Below are 22,719 nucleotides of genomic sequence, written 5' to 3'. Positions count from 1 at the left end.
GCCTGCAAGAAAGCCAGCCGGAGTTCGTATCACGGCTGGCTTTCTTGTACGTTGAAATAGCAAATTTTTACAAAACCGAACCTACCAGTTTTACAATACTACCTAATTGCTTGGAAGATGCAGCAGCGGCAAGTTTTCCGACGGTCCCTTTTTTATCAAGCCCGCTAGCTGACTTGGTTGCCTCACTGATTAATCCGTTGAGCTGGTTTTGTGAATCCGAGCCAAGAATGGACGTGCCCGCCTTGATCAGGCCCAGACTGCTGGTAACGCTAGATGCTTTTCCTAGCAAACCAGATTCTCCTTTGCCCAGCAAAGTGCTGATCCTGTTGGCGCCCAGCAGCATTTTTACAGCACTCACTGCTTTTGCCAATACGCCAGTCTGGAGTTTCCCTGAGGAGGCGAGCGGTGTGAGGGATTTCAAATTACCCACCTTGCTCAGGATTTTATCTTTAAGGTCTCCGCCGGAACTTTTAGCTTCATTTTCCAAGGCCGTGGTACCTTCGGCCAGCGCTTTTGCTGCTTCCGCTTCATCACCGTTTTTAGAAAGCGAAACTGCCTGGTCCAGAAGTGTTTCTGCAGATAAATCCTGTGCATACGCACCCGAAGTACACAGCAGACAAAGAACTGTTGCAAGGGACAAAATATAATTTTTCATAAAGTCGTTTTTTTGTGACCTCCTGTAGACGCGCCTCTGCGCAAAAGGCCACTTTTTGTGGCAGTGATTTTCAGTACCACTTGCTAGATTTCATCATCGTCTTTGGAATTTATTTCATAATCGCTGGAGTCGGTATCTTTTCCCGGCCACTGAAAAACCACCCTTTTAAACCGCAGGTCTTTTACAATTTCGTCAATATCCCTCATGAATTTCTTCTTATTACCTGAGGGTTCAAATAATGCCCCGGTAAATCTCAGGGTTTCCTCGGCGCTTCCGGATGTGTTGATGGTAATATGCTCCCCGGCAAGTATCTCTTTTTTTGAGTCCGCATATTCTTTTCTGAGCTTTGGGAAATCCTGAGCCTGCACCTTTAGTATCTTTTTTTTCAGTACTTCACTTTGCTCTTTAACCACTTTGTCGCTGTTTCTGCGGGCATTGTTGTAAAGTACCGCGTGTGATTGATGCCATGACAACGCTGTGGCGATATCAGGCCGTGTTTCGTTACTTTTTAATTTCTGGTCTATTTCAGAAATCGCTTTCTCAATGAATAAAGTCAGATCCTTATTGGATGCCGTGTCAATCGGTTCTGGGGTTGTGAAATGTTTTACGATTACGGTCGTGGCTGCGATCAATAAAATGTAAACACAATACCTGAATATCTTCCTGAATTTGCTGGTTTCCATATTTCGTTGATTTTGAATTTAATTAATTGATTTGAAGTGTGTTGTATTTGTATGTGTACACCCCGTTCATTTCAGGTTCATAGTAAACAAACGTGCCAGGGCAGGGAAATATCTCTGTCAATGTCGTTTGAGATGCTGGTAAAACAGGCGTAAAACGCAGTATCTGAAGAAATACGGTCAGACATTATTGTTGTGGTAACTAACTGTATATTAAAATATTAGTATTGTATTTTTTGTTTAAGCCGCAGATTTGTCTGGTTGAAATTTCTGAGTGGAGCTTGGGTAAATCTCATCCAGACTTGTCAGATACAGGTTTCCGGGGCGGCCGGACAGGCAACGGATCTGCATCCAAATTGAATAATTAGAAGAATTTGTACTAGGTAATTTTATGGTAATCCCGGTAAAACTGCTGGACACCCCAAAAAGGGGCGGTCATATACCATTTATATATAGGAAGGAATTAGAATGAAGTAATATTGTATACAAATTTTTAGCAACACATAACAATATTAATGTCAGTCACTCACTAAACCACCTCTAATTGTATGAGAACCGAGGAAAAGTATCTTAAAGAAATTAACAGACTATTACAATTGTATCTGAAAGAAGTTAGTGAATCCAACCTGAAGCCGTTATCCGCACAAATGTATCAGACCCAGTCTATAAATTTTGTACGATGGATTAACGGTGAGTTCACGCCGGGTGGGAATGCACGTGCTGCTTCTGCGTCTAAAATGGAGTCGCTAAATTAATATACTTTTTAATTTCTCACCCTTACACACACTGCGTTTCTGATACATCTCTAAGGTTTTGGGATAGGATCGGCCAGCCTGATTTTAGTTATTTGATTAATTACGATGAGTGGTAAAGGCTTCGAGGAAGAAGGAGTTAAAAAGCACCAGGCCAGGGCCCGGTGCTTTTTTGTTTTGGAAAAGATTTGTTTTATCGTTCTGTTGAGGTGTAGATCAGGCCAATCGAAAGTAGTTCCGGTAATTTTATCCCGCTTTGAGGATATTTAGATTGAATCGGCTCCATTTATTTTCTATTTTGCCGGAATGAATATGTCAGATGCTGCTGTGTTTTTTTTTACCGGCATCGGGCGAAAATCCAGATCTAAAAAAACCTTAAAATGTTAAAAATTTCATTCAGTTTGTTCTCAGCTTTTCTGATGTTTGTGTGGTTCAATCCGATCGGTCAAAAAACTGAGCCAACCCAGAGACAGGCAGCTGTCAATGCTGATTCTCTTCCCAATGCAAAAAGCTGGCCTGATGAGCTCGATATCAGGCATTTTACTGGCTCTGATGTCACCCCAAGCCCGGCCTGTCTGGCTGTGGCCGCGACCGGGGAGGTGTACGTAGGAGTAGACATGATGGGGTCGTTGGGTAAGGAGCCCGGTAAAGGAAGTATCGTCCGGCTGGTGGATAGCGACCATGATGGGACGCCTGACACCCATACTGTATTTGCCAGGGCAGATAACCCACGTGGTATCATTGTACAGGGCGATCAGGTTTTTGTATTACATACCACATTTTCGGAAGAGACAGGAAAGGCAAGCGGGATGGCACTGGTAGTTTTTGAAGATAAAGACCACAATGGCGTGGCCGATGGCCCGTCCCGACCTTTGATAGAAAATATAAGTTCTCCCAAATTTCTGCAAAACCGCGGTACGGACCACGCGACCAACGGAATACGTATGGGGATAGACGGATGGATATACATTGCTGTCGGAGATTTTGGTTTCCATGGGGCCGTGGACCGATCGGGAAAAAAGATGACTATGCTCGGAGGCGGCATCGTGCGGGTACGACCAGACGGGAAGGAAATGGAGGTTTACTCGCATGGTTTACGTAATATATATGATGTTGCCATTGATCCTTACATGAATATCTTCACCCGCGACAACACCAATGACGGTGGAGGATGGAACATCCGGTTCAGTCATCAGATCCAGTCCGGGGAATATGGGTATCCTGTTCTTTTCAAACATTTTACGGATGAGATCATCCCGGCCCTGGCTGACCTTGGCGGAGGATCCGGTACGGGTTCTCTTTTTATGGATGATGCCCGCTGGCCGGCAAAATACAACCATATACCCATGATGGCCGACTGGGGGAGAAACCAGGTATATGCCCACCGTGTGGATGCCGACGGACCTACTTTTAAGCAAACGGAGGAAGAGTTTATCAAACTTTCGCAGGTTACAGATCTGGATGTTGACGGCTCCGGCGTGTTGTATCTGGCTGCGTGGGACGGAGCCGGGTACTCCGGAAATCCCGGAAAAGGTTTTGTAGTACGTGCTGTTCCCAGGGATTGGAAGTACCAGTCTTTTCCTGATGTGACAAAAGCCTCGGTAAGGGAACTTGTATCACTGCTGCAGACGGAGGGGGCCGTAGCCCGCCTGGCTGCGCAGCAGGAATTATTGAAACGTCCCGTAAAAGAAGTTGCGGCCGCAACCTGGGACATTGCCAGTAACAAAACCTTACCGCTGCACATCCGGGTAGCGGGGATATATACCTATGCCCAGGTAGCCGGAATGAATGGGACCGCTCAGCTGGTGAAGCTGACGGCTGACAGTGCTATCCGGGAATTTGCCTTACGGGCCCTTGCGGACAGAAAGGGTTACCTCAAAAATGTTCCTGTCGCTCCCTTTATAAAGGGGTTGCAAGATCCCTCCGTTCGGGTGCGTGTTGCGGCCGCGGTGGGTCTGGGACGGCTGGGCAGGGTGGAAGCTGCGACTGCTCTGCTTAAAACCGGAGTGCCAAAGTCATTAGTTGCCCTGGCAAAAGGTACTGAAGGGCCGCATGCTACCCCTAATTCTGAAATCGTTCCCGCACATATTGCCGTACGTGCACTGGTGAGTATCAATGCTGTGGATGCCTGTGTAAAAGCAATCGGAACCGAAAACTCTGCGCTCGCGCTTTGGGCGTTGCGTTATATGCATCATTCCCAGGCTGCCAACGGCCTGATCACTGCCTACAAAAGGACAAAAGATACAACCTTGAAAAGGGGAATTCTGACTACTTTATCAAGGATCTATAAAAAGGAAGCAGCTTATGACGGTTCCTGGTGGTGGTCTACCCGGCCGGATACCCATGGGCCTTACTACAAGTCAGTAACCTGGGGTTCGTCGGATGTTATTAAGAGCCTGCTTTTGTCCGAATTTAATAAACCCAATGCAGATAAACAGTTTTTTGCTGATCTGAACAGCAGACATCGCATGGAAATCCCGGAATTTGGGGGGGAGGAAGTTGTTGCGGCGAAGGAGGAAGTAAAAGTGGATCTTAACAAGATCAGAAACAAAAAAGGACAGGTGGGCGAGGCGTCCATTGAGGATGTGATGCTTGCCATGGCAAAAATCAGCGGCAATGCGGCCCTGGGCAAAACGCTGTTCACCAAACAAGGCTGTGTGGCCTGTCATAGTATCAGTAGGGGCGAAACCATGAAAGGGCCTTTCATGGGGCAGATCGGCTCTATCATGACGCGTGAGCAAATTGCGGAATCTATCCTGAAACCAAATGCTTCTATCTCACAGGGGTTTGCCTCGGTACTGATTACGGCCAAAGGCGACAAAAGTTATATGGGATTTGTTACCGAAGAATCGGCAGAAAAACTGGTGCTGAGAGATATTACCGGTCAGGTATATACGATCAAAGCCGCCGATGTCATCTCCCGCAAAGAAATGGAATCTTCGATGATGCCAAGCGGATTGGCCAATGCATTATCTTATGAAGAATTTGCTTCGCTTATTACTTTTTTATCTCAGCAAAAAAAATAGGGCAGGTGTTTGCAGGCATTTTAAAAAACCGGCTGATGAAACGAACCACACGATACATCAGCCGGTTTTTTGTATTCCAGGATCAGGAAACGGGGACCGTGACACTGGTGCGACGATCCTGGGTGGATCTGTTGTTTTGTTTGCAGGATGACATATAAGTAACCATAGAGTGCAAATTATAAAACATTATCTGCAAAATCATCATTAGAAAAATGCTGATTTTTGCCTGATTTTTGCTAAAAAATAATAAGCACATGTTCCGAACCTTAACCAGTATTCTTGCATTTACCCTTTTTCTGGAATTCGTTTCTTTTGGTCAAAAAATGAACAGCCTCACTCCGGCCGAGCAAAAGAGCGGGTGGGTATTACTTTTTGACGGTAAAACTACAAATGGTTGGCGTGGTGCTTATTCTGATAAATTTCCTTCGCACGGTTGGGTGGTGAAAAACGGAGAACTGCGCGGCGAATTATCCGACGGAGCGGAATCAGGTGATGGAGGGGACATCGTGACAATGAAAAAATACCGGAATTTTGAAATGGTATTTGACTGGAAACTTGGAAAAGGAGGCAATTCGGGTGTGAAATATTTTATAGAAGAGCGGCAGCCTAAACCGGCGAAGGGGTCTCAGGCAGGTTACGAATACCAGCTGATTGATGATGCGGATTATATTTATATGGATAAACATCTGCCGCAGGACTTGAAAACCGCGTCTATTTATGATGTAGTAGCAGCTCAGAAACCCGATGTGCAACTGGAAATCTGGCATACTTCAAAAATAGTTGTTAACAAAAATCACCTTGAACACTGGCTTGACGGGAAAAAGGTACTCAGTGTGAACAGAACCGATGAAGCCTTTAAGAAAGGTGTAGCGGATAGTAAATTTAAAGACTACCAGGGCTTTGCCGATATACCCGAGGGACGTATCCTGTTACAGGATCATGGACATAGTGTGGCTTTCAGGAATATAAAAATTAAAGAGTTATGAACCGCAGAAATTTTATAGAAAAATCTTCACTCGCTGTGGCTGCAATGGGTATACCTACCATTGTTCCGGCATCGGTTTTTGGAAAAAATGCACCGTCCAACCGGATAACCGTTGGCATGATCGGTACGGGAAGGCAGGGATTGGGGCAAAATATGCAGGGTTCGGATATGAAAAGTATTGGTACACGGGTACCGGGGCTGCTGGAAATTCCGGATGCTCAGATTGTTGCGGTTTGTGATGCAGATAGCTGGCGCATGAACCAGGCAAAGTCCGTTGTTGACGCTTATTATGCCAAAAATTCGGCAGGCGGAACATACAAGGGGTGTTCGGCACATACCGATTTTCGCGAAATCCTTAACCGAAAGGATATAGATGCCGTCATGATTTCGACCCCGGATTACTGGCATGTGCCGATGGGCATACTGGCCGCAAAAGCAAAAAAACATATTAGCTGTGAAAAGCCACTCAGCATGAGCGTTCATCAGGGACGTGAGCTGGTGGAGGCATTAAAAAAATACGGAGTAGTGAACAGGACAGACAGTGAGTTCCGCTCCGTAAGACCTCAGAACCTGGCCGTAGAGCTGGTCAGAAACGGTCGGATTGGTAAGTTACAGAAGGTGGAAGTATCGTTCCCGTCAGATCCGCCTCCGGTGCCCGCACAGGCGGACATGCCCGTTCCCAAAGAGCTTCATTATGACCTATGGCTCGGCCCGATGCCTTATGTACCCTATACCGACATGCGTGTGCATACCCCGTTTGACATCAAGAAACGTCCGAACTGGATGAGGGTGGATACTTACGCTCAGGGTATGATTGCCAACTGGGGTGCTCATTATTTTGATATGGCGCAATGGGCTAATAACAGCGAGTATTCAGGGCCAATTGCAGTGGAAGGAAAAGGTGAATTTCCAAAAAGCCTCTGGAATAGCATGATTAATTTCAAGGTTACTTATCACTATGCAAACGGTATGGAACTAACCTGTGTGCAAACCCCGACCAGCCAGCCATCCATCAAATATATCGGTTCGGAAGGATGGATATTGATTGACGGATTTCCGGGTGTGGCCACGGCAAGTAATCCGAAGATACTCTCTTCCAGGCCGTCCGCCGGGGAGCTGGATCTCTCGCAGACTCAATGGGATAAAACAGATTTCATACAGGCGATCAAAGCGAATCGTAAAACCCTGGAGCCAATCGAGGTAGGCCATCGGACCATTTCCATTTCGCAGATAGGGCTTATTGCCTGTCAGACTGGAGAAAAGCTCAAGTGGGATCCGGCGAAGGAATTATTTGAAGGTAACAATGCGGCCAATGCTTTGCTGGCAGCACCTCTGGCCAGGAAAGAGTGGATCATGTGATTGTTCAACATCATACCGGGTTTATGAAATCTTTTATAGTCATCCTGCTCACCATTTTCTTTTTTGGGGAAGGTCGGGCTCAAAAGGTAACCAACGATTTCTTTGCTTTGCATAATATCATCCGGGGAGACTCGGTTTACAATACTTTTGACAAGCAGGTGGAGCTTTTGAAAAACGCCGGTTTTGACGGTGTGGAGATCAACCAGGCTGAAAGTTTTGACGGTATGAAAGCGGCTCTGGACAAGTATGGTATGACCGGGTCTTATTTTTACGTCAAACTCAAACTGGAAGAGCCGTATATTGATCCCCGTTTGCAGGAATACATGGGCAGACTCAAAGGCAGCAAAACCATCATTGCTCCGTATATCGTGAGCGAATCCAAACGTTATAAACCCTCCTCTCATGATGCGGATACGCTGGTGGTCCGTCTGGTCAGGCAGCTTGCAGGCTGGGCGGATGAGGCGGGCCTGCAGATGGCACTATACCCGCACTATTCATTTTATTTGGAACGGACGGATCATGCGCTTGCCTTGATTAAGCAAATCAACCGGAAGAATACCGGAATGACTTTTAATCTGTGTCATTGGCTCGCAACCACATCCGAACAGGAGCGTTCGCGTTTAAGGCCGCATTTAAAGGAACTGAAACCCTATCTGAAAATGATCACCATCAGCGGGGCAAACGATGTGCTATCAAAGCAAAAAAGTGTTTGGAACGATTACATATTACCCCTGGGCACCGGCACATTTGATACCTACGGTTTGCTCAGGTATATACTGAAAGATCTTCGGTTCAAAGGGCCCGTTGGCGTACAGTGTTATAACATCAGAGGTAATAAGCAGACGCTCATTCAAAACACCATGGCGGTATGGAAAGATTACAAAACACGACTGGAAAGCGGTAAATGAAAGTACAGACAGGACCATCATCACTGGCAGCAGTTCAAAAGCCTACGTTCATGCGTTGGTGGATCTGTGCGCTTTTGTTTTTTGCAACAACGATTAACTATGTGGACAGGCAGGTACTGGCTATCCTGGCGCCGCAACTGCAAAGTGAAATCGGCTGGTCGGAGGTTGAGTATGGATATATCGTAACGGCCTTCCAGTTTTCCTATGCCATTGGGTTATTGCTGGCAGGCAAGCTGATTGATTTTTTAGAAACCAAGCGAGGTTTTATCTTATCCATCACCTTATGGTCACTTGCTGCAATGGCCCATGCCCTCGCCCGCACGGCAACGGGTTTCGGGCTGGCAAGGCTGGCTTTGGGAATTGGTGAATCCGGTAACTTTCCGGCAGCCATCAAAACCATTTCGGAGTGGTTTCCGCGAAAGGAAAGGGCGCTGGCAACCGGCATTTTCAATTCAGGGTCCAACATAGGGGCCATCGTGGCGCCGTTGCTGGTACCGGCCATAGCTTTGCACTTTGGCTGGGAGTGGGCCTTTATTGCTACCGGGGCTCTGGGTTTTATTTGGCTGGTTTTTTGGGTAAAACTGGCAGGCAAACCTGCTCAGCATACTGGGGTGAATACTGCGGAGCTGAAAATCATTGAGGCAGATACTGATCTGACTTCGGAGCAACCGACCCCGTTGCTCCAGATACTGAGAACCCGCAAAGTGTGGGCTGTGGCCGTTGGTAAGTTTCTGACCGATCCGATCTGGTGGTTCTTTCTGTACTGGCTTCCCAAGTTTCTGAGCCAAACTTACGGCTTGCAGCTGGATAAAATAGGTTTGCCCCTCATTACGGCATATCTGATCGCCGACGCCGGGAGTATTGGTGGAGGATGGATTTCCTCCAAATTCCTGAAAATGGGCTGGACGATCAACGCGGCGCGGAAAACCACATTGCTGATTTGCGCATTGCTAGTGATTCCCATTTACTGGGTATCGGGCATTGCTGAACTGTGGCCGGCTGTGTGGCTGATTGGGTTGGGCATGGCGGCACATACCGGCTGGTCGGCTAATATGTATACGCTCGCCACCGATTTTTTCCCCAAGCGGGACGTTGGTACCGTGGTTGGTTTCATCGGCATGGCAGGTGCTGTGGGAGGGATGTTAATGGCCTCCGCAACGGGTCATTTGCTGGAAGCCACGGGTAGTTACAAGAGTATTTTCATCGTAGCAGCATCCATGTATTCCCTGGCACTGGTGCTCATCCATTTTCTTGTCCCTGATATTGACGCTGTAAAATCTTAAACATTAAAATTATGAAATTCACAGAGGAACACCTCGCTGCTTATCACCGCGATGGCTACGTGGTCGTACGAAATTTTTTCTCAGAAGAGGAGATCAGCCTGCTTTATAAAATTGCTACGGAAGATGACCTGATCAGCAAGAAAAGTTATGATCGTACGGATGCCTCCGGCCTTAAAACCAAACTTGCCCTATGGTATTCGCTGGACGAAAGCCTGTACAGCAAATTTGCCCGTTCAGCCCGGATCATTGAAGGAGTGGAGCAAATACTGGGAGGAAAAGCAGCGCATTATCATTCCAAACTCATGCAGAAAGAACCCAGAACCGGGGGGGCCTGGGAGTGGCATCAGGATTATGGTTACTGGTATAAAAACAATGGTTTTCTGTTTCCTGAAATGCTCAGTGTGGTTACAGCGCTGACGGCCGCTACCAAAGAAAACGGATGTATGCAAATGATCCGCGGGTCTCATAAAATGGGTCGCGTTGAACATGGATTTTCGGGTGAGCAGGTAGGTGCGGATATGGAGAAGGTCAATGAGGCACTCAAGATTATGCCTCTTGACTACCTGGAAATGAACCCTGGCGATACTGCCTTTTTTCATTGTAATATATTACATGCTTCTGCTGCCAACCTTTCGGATAAGCCCCGCTGGTCTATTATTACGGCCTATAATCTTGCAAGCAACAAGCCTTACAAAGATATTCACACCAGCAGCTATACGCCCGTGATTCCTTTTACAGGAGATTTGCTAAAAGAAGAAGTAATCAGCATATCGGATGACGCTGATTTTCTTGAGAAGTAATAGTGGGCTGACTGGGGTGTTGGGGAGAGCAGGGTAGTGTTTTGAATAGGAGACGGTGTAGTTGTCTCAGACGAATCTGTTCTAAGTAAAATACTCAGACAAACTGAAAGCGAGCCGCTGCTTCCGGTTTGTCTGCCTGAGTAATTTTTTCTTTACGATATAAGCCGTCATCTGCTCGGCTCTGTTGCTGCCATTTGCCCGAAATCACTGCGTGAATGACGCCGGCGGCTGTGGCGGCCGGAATATAGATCCAATGAAGATTCCAATATTATTTTTTACCCTCCTTCACCTGGGACACAAACTCCTGTGACGGTTTGAAAAAGGGTACGGATTGGGCCGGAACAATAATTGTCGATTTTTGAGAAATGTTTCTGGCCGTTTTGGCCGCTCTGTTCTTGACAATGAAGCTGCCAAAACGGCGTATGTAAATATTTTCTCCTTCACTGATCGAGTTTTTTACGGTCAGGAAAAATTCTTCCAGTACCTGCTCAATATGGTCCTTTTGGATACCCGTCTGATCGGCTATTTTTGAAACGGTGTCTGCTTTTGTCATAAAACCTGAAAAAATTGTAGATGATACCTGATTCACAAATCTACGATCTTTGGTTTAAAAACTGTCGAATCGCAACGATAAAGAAATCAATCAGTTACAATTTTTTGCAAATACTACAAACCCAGGTGATAGCATCGCCTTTATCAGATTTTTTTGTTCCGTCGAAAAGGATGACCCGTTAATTCAAAAATCAAGTATTAACTTTTTCGTAACCAGCGTGTGATACTGGCTATCGTAGATCATCAATAAATAAAGTCCCCGGTTAACGGGGGCGTGCGTTGCAAGTATAGCCCGCTTACTTCCCACGGCATGAGCTACTGTCAGTTCATACTTTTTACCTGCAACATCTGCCAGTTGAAAAGTGCAGTTTTCCGGTGAGGGATGGAAAACATTAATTTCCGATTGTCTTGCGGGGTTGGGATAGATGTATACACTTTCAGGGGTTATCGTATTTGTCACTGAAATGATGCGGGAGTGTTCAAAGGTACCATCCATGTCGATCTGTTTCAGGCGGTAAAACGAGACCGGATCTGTGGTTGTCTCGTCATCGGAAAAGTGGTAGGTTCTGGTCATAGATGATGTATTACCCCCGTCAACAAAGCCCGCAACACGCCATGAAACAGCGTTATTACTCTTTTCTATGTCAAATCCGGAATTGTTCAGTTCCGAAGAGGTTGTCCATGAAAGTTCGGTCTTTAGTCCGGTTCTTTTAGCACTGAAATGAATCAAGCTTACAGGCAGCGGGTTTTCTTCAACTGCGTATATGCAGCTACCAGTGGCAACCGGGTCGGCCACATTCATGACCACAACATGGCTGCCGGTACTGTAGAAGCCCGCTGGGGCGGTACAGCCTGCATAATTGATAACACTCACCACACCAATGCCCAGAAAACCTTCGCTGCTGGCAGAGGCTCTGTCATTATCATACCCCGTTGCCCCATAAGAATCCGTATTCTGGATCAGAATCGCGCGGCGGTGCCCCCAGGAACTGCCCGCGTCCCGATAAAGCCAGCTGTAAATGGCCTGAGCTGTTAAAAATGGTGCTGGAGTGGGGGTAACACCCATTGGCGGCGGTACAGATGAAAAATTGCAACTGCTGTAAATATTTTCGGCGTAGGCAAAATTGTTATCGCTGCAGCCGGCTCCGAAGGTACCGCTTGCGGAAATACGTTGATAAGGACTGAGGCCGTCGGAGCCGGTATGACCAAAGAAACCGTTGGTGCTCATATCGTCGGCATGGCCCTGGGCTATGGCGCTCAGGTTTGCTTCCAGTCCTTCCAGCGGCAGACCGAGTACGGCTGTGCTGCCTGGGTAATCCTGTCCTGCCCGTGCCTTGCGTTCTTCATTTATCAGATATAATGCCTGTTCCTGAGGTGTAGCAGCTGCAAAATCTGCGGGAAGCGTGAGGTTGCCGAGCACATTGGCCCCCATTCCCATCTGGATTTCTTCCTGACGCCGTGCATAATTGAAGGCTGCCACAATCTGTAAGGTCGAACTGAAAGTGGCTGCGCCGGAGGACGAATTGGTGTAGGTATTCGGGACGTCGTCGGGAAGATTGATATTGGTTGTAAGGTCAACCGGGGATTGTCCGGACACTTGGCCGGGCAGCATAAAACAAATTGCCAGGAAAGGCAGAAGAGCATAACTTTTCATTCGTACCGGAGTTAGTGTGAGAGATAGGTACTGACCCGTGGCACGGCTCCAAGCCGTGCCACGGGTGGAAAAACGTCAGTCAAGAATTCCTCTTTCCAGGAACGTTTCCACCACTTCGCGGATATCCCGACGGTCAGTTATGGGAGCCAGCTCATGATTTTTAATAATGAGCAGTTGCCTGATCAGCCAGTCTTTTTCCTTGTGGGAGAAAATGAGCAGGGGGAGTTCGGGTTTGTTGCGCTTGATGTAACGAATGAAATTTACTTTTTCGTAATCTTCATCCGTGGAAGTCAGGCCTACGATGAGGAGATCATATTCACTGGGAACGGGGCTTAAGCGATCTTTTGGCCGGAAGAGCAGCTTTCTTATGACCTGGTAGATGTATTTTACTTCCTCCACCATGACTTCGTTCCGGCAGTTTTCAGGTAAATCCATCAGCCTGCTGTTTAGAGGCAATGGATTGGTATCCAGTATTAATACATGTTTCATGACGTTGACTATTAAGTGTTACTGAAGAGGATTGGATTTTCTGTTTAGTCGGTATAATCAGGAAATGGTCAGCCCGGCAGGCCACTGGCAAAAGTTACAGGGCATTTACCCGTAACCATTAAAATGATTCCCCACAGTACCGGCAGGTACCATGGGGAGTTAATATAAGTGCTGGCTGTCGCCTTATCACCGGTCGGACGACAGGGAAGTACTATTTTGTAACGATTATTTTTTGTGTGTCTTTTGTGCCGTTTTCACGCTTTACTGAAATGACATACATGCCCGCGGGTAAGTTTTTAACATTGATACTTCCCGTGAAGTTTTTGCTGTTTTTGTAAACAGTACGCCCCGTAAGATCAGACAACACTACTTCCATGATACCGGTAGGATTATGCAAAAAAACCATATCCGCCGACGGATTGGGATAAACGGAGAGATCTGGGCCGGGGCCTTCCAATGTTACGCTGACTTTACGGCTGTAAGCAAAAGTCTCATCTTTGTCCACCATTCTGAGGCGGTACAGGTTTTCACCATGTAACGGATTGGTATCACTGAAAGAATAGTTTTTTCGGCTGATACTCTCACCGTGAGAAGCAATCGTTCCGATCTTGTTCCAGTTTTTGCCCTCCTGACTTCTTTCGATCTCAAAACGATCGCTGTTGGTTTCTGCGGTGGTAACCCAGTTGAGCATCACACTGCGGTTTTCTTTGGCTGCTGTGAAACTAACCAATGTTACAGGCAAGGTGGGATCTATATTTAATCCGGCAGACGCTTGATCCTGCAATCCGCCTGTCGCATTTGTGATGGGAGGGGTAAGATTGGCAGACCAGGAAAGGGTCGTCATAGCGATTCCTGCACCGGCGGTTGCAATCAGTCCTTTCACCTGTACGGTGAAAAGGCGAGGAGGTCCTGCCGGGATGGGCGCATTGTTGGTACCTTTGAGCTGGCGCGTCACAGGGTCCCAAACCCAGTCATAAAGTGATGCATGTGTGCCTGTTACAACATTTGCGTCCTCGGGGCCATATTCAGCCGGAAACTGCATGGTAATGGTTACCGATCCGGCCACATTACCATTTGCTGCGTTACAACTGGGCTGGAAACCATAGCCAAAGTTAAATCTCAATTGAGCGTTTTCACCTACAAGTGAAGTAGCGATGTTACCCGGACTGGAGGTTCCGACGTAACCGGCGCCACCAAACTGCGGATCGCACTGGGCAGAAGCGGTGGTGCCAATGGCTGTTATTAATAATACGCCCAGGAAAAACCTGGTGATCCTTGAGTACATTTTTAACATGATCTTTTTTATGTTTTAGTGTGAGTGATGTCTTTCATATATGAGTCCCCAAAGGGTGAAAGTCATCAGCATGGCGCGGTGAACAGCCATGCTGATGACAGTGCTTTTTGTCTTATCTGTTGACTAATATTTTTTGTGCGCTTTTTGCACCATCTGCTTTGGTCACCGAAATGATATACATGCTGGCAGGCAGGTTTTTGACGTTGATCCAGCCCGTTGAAGCATTAGCAGCCTGGTATACCGTCCTTCCGGCCATATCAGTGATCACCACTTTGGTAATACCTGCATGGTCCCGCAGATATAACTTGTCGGAGACCGGGTTGGGGTAAACGGATACATCTGTTCCCAGTCCTTCAAACCGCAGATTAACAATCTTGCTGAAAGCAAATGTGGCATCCTTATCCACCATGCGCAGGCGGTACAGGTTGTCTCCGTTCAGCGGGCTGTTGTCCGAGAAAGTATATTTTTTCAGGGACGCACTTTCTCCGTACGAATTCACACTGCCGATCCGGTTCCAGGTAGTACCGTTTACACTGCGCTGTATTTCAAAGTAGTCGCTGTTGGTTTCTGCAGTTGTGGCCCAGCTGAGGTTGGCAATTTTTCCTTCACGTGCTGCTGAAAAACTTACCAGTGTCACCGGCAGGGCAGCGTCGATGTTAAGCTCCGGAGCTGCGATGTCATTCAGGATACTGGCGTTGGTCGTCGGAGGGTTGGTTTCCGAAAACCAGTTCATGGTTGTTTTGGGAGCCTGCTCCAAAGGAGTCAGCAATTTACCTGTTACCGTCACGGTAAAGGGCAGGGGCGGGCCCAGCGGGATGACTGAATTGTTTACCCCGATCAGCGTGTGAGACGCCTGGTCCCACACCCAGTCGAACAGATCGGCGAGAGGGCCGGAGATGTCCGCTGCTGACATGGGCTCGTAAGTGGACGAAAAGGAGAGGGTCATCGTGATGGTACCGGGCGTATTACCGGCTGCTGCAACGCAGGCAGGATCTGACCCTACTCCAAAGCTCGCATTGAGCGTGGCCGTTTGTCCTACTTCGATCGTAGGCACACCTCCCGCCGAAACAGAGGTACCTGTATAAGCAGGCGTGGCACCAAAACCTGGATCGCACTGTGCGAAAGCAGCGGTGTACATCCCGGCCAGCAGGACTATACTCAACATTAATTTTTTCATACCTGATAATTGTTTATGGAACGATGGACATTATTTTGACAGCTGTATTATTGTTATCGTTATCGTCACCCGACTGAGGTGTCTCACCGCCTGTCTGCTGGAGGATGGTGGCAGTGGCGATACCTGTGGAGGTGATGGTGCCGGTCGCTTTGAGTTTGAAGCCCAGGCTAACTGCGCCCGAAGCGGCAATGATGGTCCCTGGTTTGGAGTCAAACTGGAAGGCACCTCCGGTGAGGTCGGTGATGATCCACTGGGAGTTGGTAACCGCTATGCCTGCGGAAGTGGTAGCGGCAGGATCAACGGTAAGTTCAAAATCTGCACCCATGGTTAGAAACACGGTCACTGTTCCGGTGGTGGGGTTGGGCTTCAGGTTGGTGAGACGCAACACACCTTCAGACACCTGATTCAGGACAGCATTGGTGCTGATGGGCCTGATAATGCTGGGGGTAAGGTCAATGGATGCAGTCGAAGCCAGGGTGTAAACCGTAAATGAACTGGGTACAATGGCCGAGGATGTGGTGATGGAGCCATCTGTAAGGCTGCTGGCCCCGCCCAGGATGGACGTAGCATCCACCGCGGAGGCGATGGCGACCCACTTGGAACCATCCCAGCCAACGATGCTCAGCTTATTGAGGTTGCTTCCGGTGAGCGTGGTTACGTCACTGGTGGCATCCCAGGTGAGGGTGATAGGGGTGGCATTGGCCCCGTCAATATCCCAGTATTCCACCGTGCTGACCGTAGCTACACCGGCCGCTTTGCTGGAAGTAGGAAAAGTGGCACCTCCGGGAAGCGGACCGTAACTGCCGCCAGTAAACAGATTGCTGGTGACGGCCGTAGTAGGATTGGCAAAGAAATAAGCCCCCGTGGTACCATCTGCAGCAGCACCGAAAGCTCCGAACTGGCCGTTATCCCCGGTTGGGAAAACAAATGCACCTGCACCCAGCTTGCGTACGTAACCATCCACGTGGTTGGTATTGTCTGCCCCGGTGATGGCATTGGTTACCGCAGGCCCGTAATTGAGCACGCTCATGGTAGCGGTTTCACGCTGGGTAAGAATAAGGCCGGGCAGGGCTCCACCACCACCTGTGAGGAAATTGTGGTTGCCGAAGAAAGTCATCTGTCCGTTGTTGTGGATTACCGTGTTACCCTGGCTGCCTTCCTGGGCACGGGCTACAAAGGCCAGCGCAAGCAGCACCAGCAGGATAAGCACATTGGCCAATTCCCGTGCGCCGTTACGTGTTGAAGTATTGTATGTCTTATTCATTGTTTCGATTTGTTAGTGTGTTAAAAGAAATTTTTGTTTTACTCTGTGATTGTGTGTTATTGTTTTATCCACTGCATAATCCGTCAAGGGACTAAGGCAATTATGAATAAATGGTGCTCACTTTCACCTGCGATCATTTCGGTTACCTCATCCGGGATCCTGAAAAATCTCCACTGAAAATGAACATACCTCCGGTATTGTTGTTTGCCCTTAGTTCATAAAAGTCACCGGTAGTTGCTATGTCAATAATTGAAATTTCAAAGGCATAGTTTTCCTTAGAATTTACGGTTACACCGGAGTTTTTTAAGAGAACCCCATTTTTAAATATCGCAACAGACGCCGCTGTAGGAGAATTGGCCTGAAAAGATATGTTGGCATTGAAAATGTAAGTTCCTGGTTTTTTAACAGTGAAACCACTTGCTGCGCCCATGGTTAGCCCTCCATCCTGATCAAAATTTACTTTCTCAAGATTTACATTAAAGAAGTCTGTCAGGCTACTTGTAATCCCCTGCGTACTGGTTCTCCTTGCTCTAAAAGCAGAGGTTTCCAATGTCCAACTTGCTCCACCTACCGCGTCCGAAGTTAATATTCTCCCTATTCCTTCGGTTCCGTCCTTAATGGTAAGTTGCCCGGTTGTTTTGTTCACTTTCACCTTACGGTCTGCGGTAGAAGCTTCTACCTCCAGGTTAGAGGCGGGTTCAATATTTGTAGGATTTGTCCCGATTTTCACTTGTGCAAAAAGGTTGGATGATGCAAACAACATAGCCGAGGCCAATATTGCTTTTGCCAGAGTTCTTGTAATTTTCATTGGTTCTAGTTTGATGATGAATGTAATTGTTCGATTGATTGTAATTGTTTGATTATTAAGTTGTTTTAGATTGATTAAATTGATTGTTACTGTGTCCGATCAGAAATCTACCGGCGCCGAAGATTCCATTCTTTCTGAATATTGAGTTGCATGCTCATCCGTGATAACCAAGGGCATTATTTTATCCTGGTCCCGTTTAAATCAGCAGATTGGATAATCATACCTCCGGTGTTATTGTTAGCTTTCAGTTCATAATAATCGCCAACAACGGCAGAATCCACCAGGGAAATCTCAATGGCGTTAGCTTCCATCGATTTGGCAGTGATACCAACATTCTTTAGGAAGGAACCATTCTTGAAGATTCGTAGGGAGGCACCGGTGTTCGCAAAGGTGTAAAAATTGATACTTCCCAGAACTGTATAAGTCCCGGCCTGCTTTACCGTATATCTCGAAGAAGCACCAGTGGTACAGCCGGCATCCTGGTCAAGCGGAGCTGCAGTGAAGGTAACCAGATAATAAACGCCAGTCCCGCTCGTGATCCCTTGATCCGTAATAGATGTCATCCTGAACGCAGAGGTCAGCAGCGTCCAGGCGGCTCCGCCGTTGGCATCGGATATCAGGACTTTTCCCGTCCCTTCCGTACCATCTTTAATTGTAAGCTGCCCGGTAGTTTTATCCACTTTAACCTGTCTGTTGGGCGTGGAAGCCTCCACTTCCAGGTTGGAGGTAGCTTCAATGGTGGTAGGGTTAGTACCAATCTTCACCTGCGCAAACAGCGTTGCCGATGAAAATAGCATAGCGGCAAAAGTGCCTGCGATCAGTGTTTTTGAAAGTTTTTTCATTGTGTTTTGTGTAAAGTGTGTTTGATTCAAAGGATTGTGTCAGAACTTCTTTGTTTTAGGTTTTTCGTTTGGAATACGGTTTATCCGGCAAATCACCTTGACGCCATTGTTACATAGAGATTTCTTGTGGTTACGCTTACATCCGGTGTATCAGTCCATACCCTAATGTCAACCACATCTCCGCTGTTTAGCTGGGAGAGAACCGAACCTGAAACGATTATTCCCGAGCCTGCTCCTGCGTTTCCTACCGCCACCAGGGAGTTTTGTACACCATTTACGTAGATATACAAATAACAGTTAATCGAGTGGTTGGTATTGGCAGTGGTAACCCTTACACTCAGATCATAATATCCTGTACCATTAGCCGGCACCGTGAATTGATTGGTGGTCAGGTTAAACACATTATTTTTATCAAAAGCTTTGTTGTCAAAGTTGACCGTTACGAAAGTGCTGAGTGGCAGGTTTTGCGCGGCTCCGGTATTCACGGCAAAAGCAACAGGAGAATTCTGTACTTCCGGAGTTTGCCAGCTCGCGCCGCCGTTTGCATCAGAGGTCAGTATTTTCCCGGCTCCTTCTGTGCCATCCTTGATCGTCAGCTGGCCTGTTGTTTTATCCACCTTTACCTTACGGTCAGTGGTGGAAGCTTCTACTTCCAGATTGGAGGCGGCTTCGATCGTAGTAGGGTTTGTGCCCACTTTGACCTGTGCAAACAAGGTTTGAGCCGAGCACATAACCGTTACGATGGTACCTGCCATGAGGGTTTTTGTGAGATTTTTCATGAGTTGTGACATAAGTTTGGTTAAAAAGAAAATCTGAGTTTTGGTTAATTTGTCTGTCCGTTTTGTCTGTTACAGGGTGCTTCCCTGACTTGGGAGGTAACAATACGTTTCTCCCTGCACTGCAATTTCAGGTTTGCTAAGCGTTTTAGTTGGTGTTACAATCCATCCTGGAACCGGCAAACCTTATAGCACCAATATTAATGTTGGTTGGATTTGTGCCGGACACATGTGCAACACTATATTTCAGGGTTATTTTTTCGCCTGCAACGGCCTTGGTAATGGCTGAAACCGACAGCCAGATTCCTTTCGTATAGGCCAGGTCCGCACTATTGGCAAGCGTTAGATTTCCCTTCACGTCGCTCAGGATAGAAATGATTGAGTTGCGGACACCAGTTGCCGATCCCCCGTCATTTGCCGATCCTGTGAACACATATACCCCATCTTCAGGGACTGTGTAAACACCCGTGGCGACATTATATGCATTTGAGGGATCAAAATTCTCAGTCGTTGGAATGAGGGTGGTACTGGCCCCTGTTGCAATGGTCTGACTTGTTCTGCTCGCTTCAAATGAATTACATAAAACATCTTTGTCCTGCCAGGAAGCTCCGCCTGTTGCATCAGAAGTGAGTACTTTGCCTGTACCCTGTGTTCCGTCGCTGATCGTAAGCTGTCCTGATGTATTATCCACTTTCACCTTGCGGCCTGCTGTGGAAGCTTCCACTTCCAGGTTGGACGTGGCTTCGATGGTCTCCGGGTTTGTGCCTATTTTTACCTGAGCACACAGGGTTAGGGATGAGCAAAGCGCCGCTGTCAAAACGCTGGCAAATAGTGATTTTGAAAGTTTTTTCATTGTGTGTATGTGTAAAGTGTGTTCTTAACAGGTTAAAGAGGACATTATTGCAACGGTTTGTCCAGTAATAGTTTAATTATGCTTGCCCTTCTTTTCGTTTTGTGTTTATACTCATATAATCCGATTTTTGTGTTTGTTTTATATATTTCTCATGTGTTTTAAAATTGAGCTGGCCAGCTGCATATTATACTTTCCTTTTGTTAAAGGGTGTTATTTTGAAAGCATATTGACAAAGAGGTTCCTGGTGCTTACGCCTACGTCAGGTTTGTCCGTCCATGCCCTCAGATCAACAACGTCCCCGGCGTTCAGCTGGAGAATAACAGAACCTGAAACGATTACTCCTGAACCCGGGCCGGAATTTCCGACTCCCAGCAAGGTAGACTGTACGCCGTTTACAAAGGCCCATACGTAGCAGTTAAGGTCGTGGTCCTTATGAGGAGTCGTTGTCCTTACTGCTATTTCGTAATAACCGGTAGCCCCCACAGGTATTGTAAAGGAATCTGATGACAGATCAAACACATTGTTTTTATCCAAATTTTTATTTTCAAAATTTATTCTTATGAAAGTTCTTAATGGGAGCTCCTGTAAAGGACCATTCGTCACCGAAAAAATTACCGGAGAATTTTGAGGCCCTTCGGTCTGCCAGCTTGCGCCGCCCACGGCGTCTGACTTCAGAATTTTCCCAGCCCCTTCGGTACCATCCTTAATGGTCAGTTGTCCGGTCGTTTTATCCACCTTCACCTTTCGGCCAGCCGTGGAAGCTTCTACCTCCAGATTGGAGGCTGCTTCAATGGTGGTGGGGTTGGTTCCGATTTTTACTTGTGCAAAAATGCTGGTGGATGTCAATAGCATAGCTGAGGCAAAAAATGTTTTTGCGATTATTCTTGAAAGTTTCATTTGTTCTAGTTTGATGATGAATGTAATAGTTCGGTTACTGTACTCGATTATTTTGATTGTTTGCGCATTTGATTCATTATTAAGGATTTGTCTGAAACCGGTACCGGGTTGATTCAGATGAATCAAACTCTTTGCGGGTACTTTTTAAGTTGAGAAATAAGTTACTTACATACGTGTGATTTTAGATTAATTAAAACATAGATACTTAACTCGGAAACGGAGCATACCTTTTCAAATAGGGCCAGTCAAGATGATCATAATCAGTCCCCAATTTTATAGGTGTAAAAGGAGGATACTACAATTTTAAACGTCGAGTTGGCCCCTAGTTGCGGCGGCGAGTACAACAGTATCTCCTACATTTCCATTTGCATCGGATGTCAGAACTTTACCATCTCCCTCGGTACCATCTTTAATTGTAACCTGCCCGGTCGTTTTATTCACTTTTACTTGTCTGTTGGGCGTAGAAGCCTCCACTTCCAGGTTGGAGGTAGCTTCAATGGTAGTTCGGTTACTGCCAATCTTCACCTGTGCAAACAGCGTGGCCGATGAAAATAGCATAGCGGCAAAAGTGCCCGCGATCAGTGTTTTTGAAAGTTTTTTCATTGTGTTTTGTGTAAAGTGTGAATTATGGTTTGGGTAAATGTTTTGGTTACTTATTTGAGGAGTTGCGGATACTATAGTTTGGGCTTTGCGCGGGATGAAACTTTGTTTATACAACTTACTGTCATTGAGATTTTATTGTGTTACGCTGACAATGAGACGGTTATTTCCTACAGATGGTGTGGTACCACAGCCCGGCACTGCTGCCATACCCATTCCTACTACCACGGCAAATGTTCCATTGTTGGACCAGGCTCCTGCAAATGCCTTAATCTGGTAAGGTGCAGCCCTTGGTGGAAGGTCCTTTAGCACGGCCTTTACATTAGCAGATTGCGCGTCGCAGCCCACAATATTGGAAGTTTGTAAGGAGAACGCCACGCTTTCGAATACTCCGGGTGTGGTTTTGTCCACATACAACATGATCGTGAACTGGTTTTTGGACCCTGCAACATTACCCTCCGAGGTATAAATTGATAACGACTCTATGATTACATCACTTGTGACCTCAGTAATGGTGAATGAGCCATCCAGATTCATATCCTTGGCACAGGCCGGTGGGTTAACGTTTCCATTCTGACAAAGGGTGTTACCTAATGGTATAACTAGTTGAATTCCAGATGTTTGTGTGAATGTTGTAACATCGGTTAACCTTATCTTTTTCCAGCTTGCTCCGCCATTGGCATCAGAAACCAGGATTTTGTTTAATCCCTCGGTACCGTCTTTAATGGTCAGCTGTCCCGAGGTTTTGTCTACTTTAACCTGTCTGCTCGGGGTAGAAGCCTCCACCTCGAGATTGGAACCTGCTTCAATGGTAGTAGGATTTGATCCGATTTTCACTTGTGCAAACAGTGGTGAGGAGGAAAATAGTGCTGCAGTAATAGCACTGGCAAGAAGAGTTTTTGAAAGTTTTTTCATAGTGTTTGTGTGTAAGATTTAAGTAAAAACTAGGTTAAATATTATTGTTCAATTTGTTAGCTTTGGGAAACAATTATTGAAGGATATACCTACAATAATTGTTTTTGTTTGCTTATTTTCTATTATTCCTTAATTTTTTTTCTTAAAGGT

The 22,719-nt window shown here is 46.7% G+C and carries 23 protein-coding genes; 8 read left to right on the top strand and 15 right to left on the bottom strand.

The window, feature by feature from the left end; translation table 11 throughout:
- Positions 1–67: 67 nt before the first annotated feature.
- Both KOE27_RS12085 and KOE27_RS12080 read right to left on the bottom strand, forming a co-directional pair.
- Positions 68–655 carry a hypothetical protein gene (locus tag KOE27_RS12085; protein ID WP_215239138.1) on the bottom strand — a complete coding sequence of 196 codons (588 nt, stop codon included), beginning with the start codon at positions 653–655 and terminating at the stop codon, positions 68–70.
- An 83-nt stretch (positions 656–738) separates the two neighbouring features.
- Positions 739–1,338, bottom strand: coding sequence for a hypothetical protein (locus tag KOE27_RS12080; RefSeq protein WP_215239137.1), 600 nt, complete (start codon positions 1,336–1,338; stop codon positions 739–741).
- A gap of 545 nt (positions 1,339–1,883) precedes the next feature.
- Here KOE27_RS12080 and KOE27_RS12075 point away from each other — a divergent pair.
- From KOE27_RS12075 to KOE27_RS12045, 8 genes are all read left to right on the top strand, one after another.
- Positions 1,884–2,090 carry a hypothetical protein gene (locus KOE27_RS12075; protein WP_215239136.1) on the top strand — a complete coding sequence of 69 codons (207 nt, stop codon included), beginning with the start codon at positions 1,884–1,886 and terminating at the stop codon, positions 2,088–2,090.
- A gap of 377 nt (positions 2,091–2,467) precedes the next feature.
- Entirely contained in the window at positions 2,468–5,113 is a 2,646-nt protein-coding gene (locus KOE27_RS12070; protein ID WP_215239135.1) for a DUF7133 domain-containing protein, read from the top strand.
- 35 nt (positions 5,114–5,148) lie between these two features.
- Positions 5,149–5,271, top strand: coding sequence for a hypothetical protein (locus KOE27_RS29845; protein WP_255573756.1), 123 nt, complete (start codon positions 5,149–5,151; stop codon positions 5,269–5,271).
- Between the two features lie 96 nt (positions 5,272–5,367).
- Positions 5,368–6,099, top strand: a complete 732-nt coding sequence (locus tag KOE27_RS12065) for a 3-keto-disaccharide hydrolase (RefSeq protein WP_215239134.1) — start codon at positions 5,368–5,370, stop codon at positions 6,097–6,099.
- Entirely contained in the window at positions 6,096–7,457 is a 1,362-nt protein-coding gene (locus KOE27_RS12060; RefSeq protein ID WP_215239133.1) for a Gfo/Idh/MocA family protein, read from the top strand. The genes KOE27_RS12065 and KOE27_RS12060 overlap by 4 nt, the downstream gene beginning before the upstream one ends.
- 23 nt (positions 7,458–7,480) lie before the next feature.
- The gene (locus KOE27_RS12055; protein WP_215239132.1) at positions 7,481–8,365 is read left to right on the top strand and encodes a sugar phosphate isomerase/epimerase family protein; all 885 of its coding nucleotides are present in this window, start codon (positions 7,481–7,483) and stop codon (positions 8,363–8,365) included.
- On the top strand, positions 8,362–9,648 hold the full coding sequence (locus tag KOE27_RS12050; protein WP_215239131.1) for an MFS transporter: 1,287 nt from the start codon (positions 8,362–8,364) through the stop codon (positions 9,646–9,648). Before KOE27_RS12055 ends, KOE27_RS12050 begins: the two co-directional genes overlap by 4 nt.
- Before the next feature lie 11 nt (positions 9,649–9,659).
- Positions 9,660–10,448 carry a phytanoyl-CoA dioxygenase family protein gene (locus KOE27_RS12045; RefSeq protein WP_215239130.1) on the top strand — a complete coding sequence of 263 codons (789 nt, stop codon included), beginning with the start codon at positions 9,660–9,662 and terminating at the stop codon, positions 10,446–10,448.
- Between the two features lie 268 nt (positions 10,449–10,716).
- Here KOE27_RS12045 and KOE27_RS12040 read toward each other — a convergent pair whose 3' ends face one another.
- The 13 genes from KOE27_RS12040 to KOE27_RS11980 all read right to left on the bottom strand — a co-directional run bounded on the left by KOE27_RS12040 (position 10,717) and on the right by KOE27_RS11980 (position 22,569).
- A complete protein-coding gene (locus KOE27_RS12040; protein ID WP_215239129.1) occupies positions 10,717–11,001 on the bottom strand; it encodes an HU family DNA-binding protein in 285 nt (94 codons plus the stop codon).
- A gap of 183 nt (positions 11,002–11,184) precedes the next feature.
- Positions 11,185–12,654, bottom strand: a complete 1,470-nt coding sequence (locus KOE27_RS12035; RefSeq protein ID WP_215239128.1) for a CAP domain-containing protein — start codon at positions 12,652–12,654, stop codon at positions 11,185–11,187.
- A 75-nt stretch (positions 12,655–12,729) separates the two neighbouring features.
- Positions 12,730–13,143 (bottom strand): hypothetical protein, encoded by a 414-nt coding sequence (locus KOE27_RS12030; protein ID WP_215239127.1) that lies wholly within the window; start codon positions 13,141–13,143, stop codon positions 12,730–12,732.
- A 211-nt stretch (positions 13,144–13,354) separates the two neighbouring features.
- Positions 13,355–14,437, bottom strand: coding sequence for a T9SS type A sorting domain-containing protein (locus KOE27_RS12025; protein WP_215239126.1), 1,083 nt, complete (start codon positions 14,435–14,437; stop codon positions 13,355–13,357).
- Positions 14,438–14,549: 112 nt separating this feature from the next.
- A complete protein-coding gene (locus tag KOE27_RS12020; RefSeq protein ID WP_215239125.1) occupies positions 14,550–15,614 on the bottom strand; it encodes a T9SS type A sorting domain-containing protein in 1,065 nt (354 codons plus the stop codon).
- Between the two features lie 13 nt (positions 15,615–15,627).
- Positions 15,628–16,878: a hypothetical protein gene (locus tag KOE27_RS12015; protein ID WP_215239124.1), complete on the bottom strand. Its 1,251-nt coding sequence runs from the start codon at positions 16,876–16,878 to the stop codon at positions 15,628–15,630.
- A 142-nt stretch (positions 16,879–17,020) separates the two neighbouring features.
- Entirely contained in the window at positions 17,021–17,686 is a 666-nt protein-coding gene (locus KOE27_RS12010; protein ID WP_215239123.1) for a hypothetical protein, read from the bottom strand.
- 176 nt (positions 17,687–17,862) lie between these two features.
- A complete protein-coding gene (locus KOE27_RS12005; RefSeq protein WP_215239122.1) occupies positions 17,863–18,528 on the bottom strand; it encodes a hypothetical protein in 666 nt (221 codons plus the stop codon).
- Positions 18,529–18,620: 92 nt separating this feature from the next.
- A complete protein-coding gene (locus KOE27_RS12000; RefSeq protein ID WP_215239121.1) occupies positions 18,621–19,307 on the bottom strand; it encodes a C1q-like domain-containing protein in 687 nt (228 codons plus the stop codon).
- A 145-nt stretch (positions 19,308–19,452) separates the two neighbouring features.
- The gene (locus KOE27_RS11995; RefSeq protein ID WP_215239120.1) at positions 19,453–20,157 is read right to left on the bottom strand and encodes a complement C1q domain-containing protein; all 705 of its coding nucleotides are present in this window, start codon (positions 20,155–20,157) and stop codon (positions 19,453–19,455) included.
- A 210-nt stretch (positions 20,158–20,367) separates the two neighbouring features.
- Complete coding sequence (locus tag KOE27_RS11990) at positions 20,368–21,054, bottom strand: hypothetical protein (protein WP_215239119.1); 687 nt, start codon at positions 21,052–21,054, stop codon at positions 20,368–20,370.
- Positions 21,055–21,357: 303 nt separating this feature from the next.
- The gene (locus KOE27_RS11985; RefSeq protein WP_215239118.1) at positions 21,358–21,657 is read right to left on the bottom strand and encodes a hypothetical protein; all 300 of its coding nucleotides are present in this window, start codon (positions 21,655–21,657) and stop codon (positions 21,358–21,360) included.
- A gap of 132 nt (positions 21,658–21,789) precedes the next feature.
- A complete protein-coding gene (locus KOE27_RS11980; protein ID WP_215239117.1) occupies positions 21,790–22,569 on the bottom strand; it encodes a hypothetical protein in 780 nt (259 codons plus the stop codon).
- Positions 22,570–22,719 lie beyond the last annotated feature (150 nt).

It is taken from the genome of Dyadobacter sp. CECT 9275 (assembly GCF_907164905.1).
Lineage (GTDB): Bacteria > Bacteroidota > Bacteroidia > Cytophagales > Spirosomataceae > Dyadobacter > Dyadobacter helix.
The sequence above is the reverse complement of the archived record's forward strand: the minus strand, read 5'-3'. Positions and strand labels throughout refer to the sequence as shown.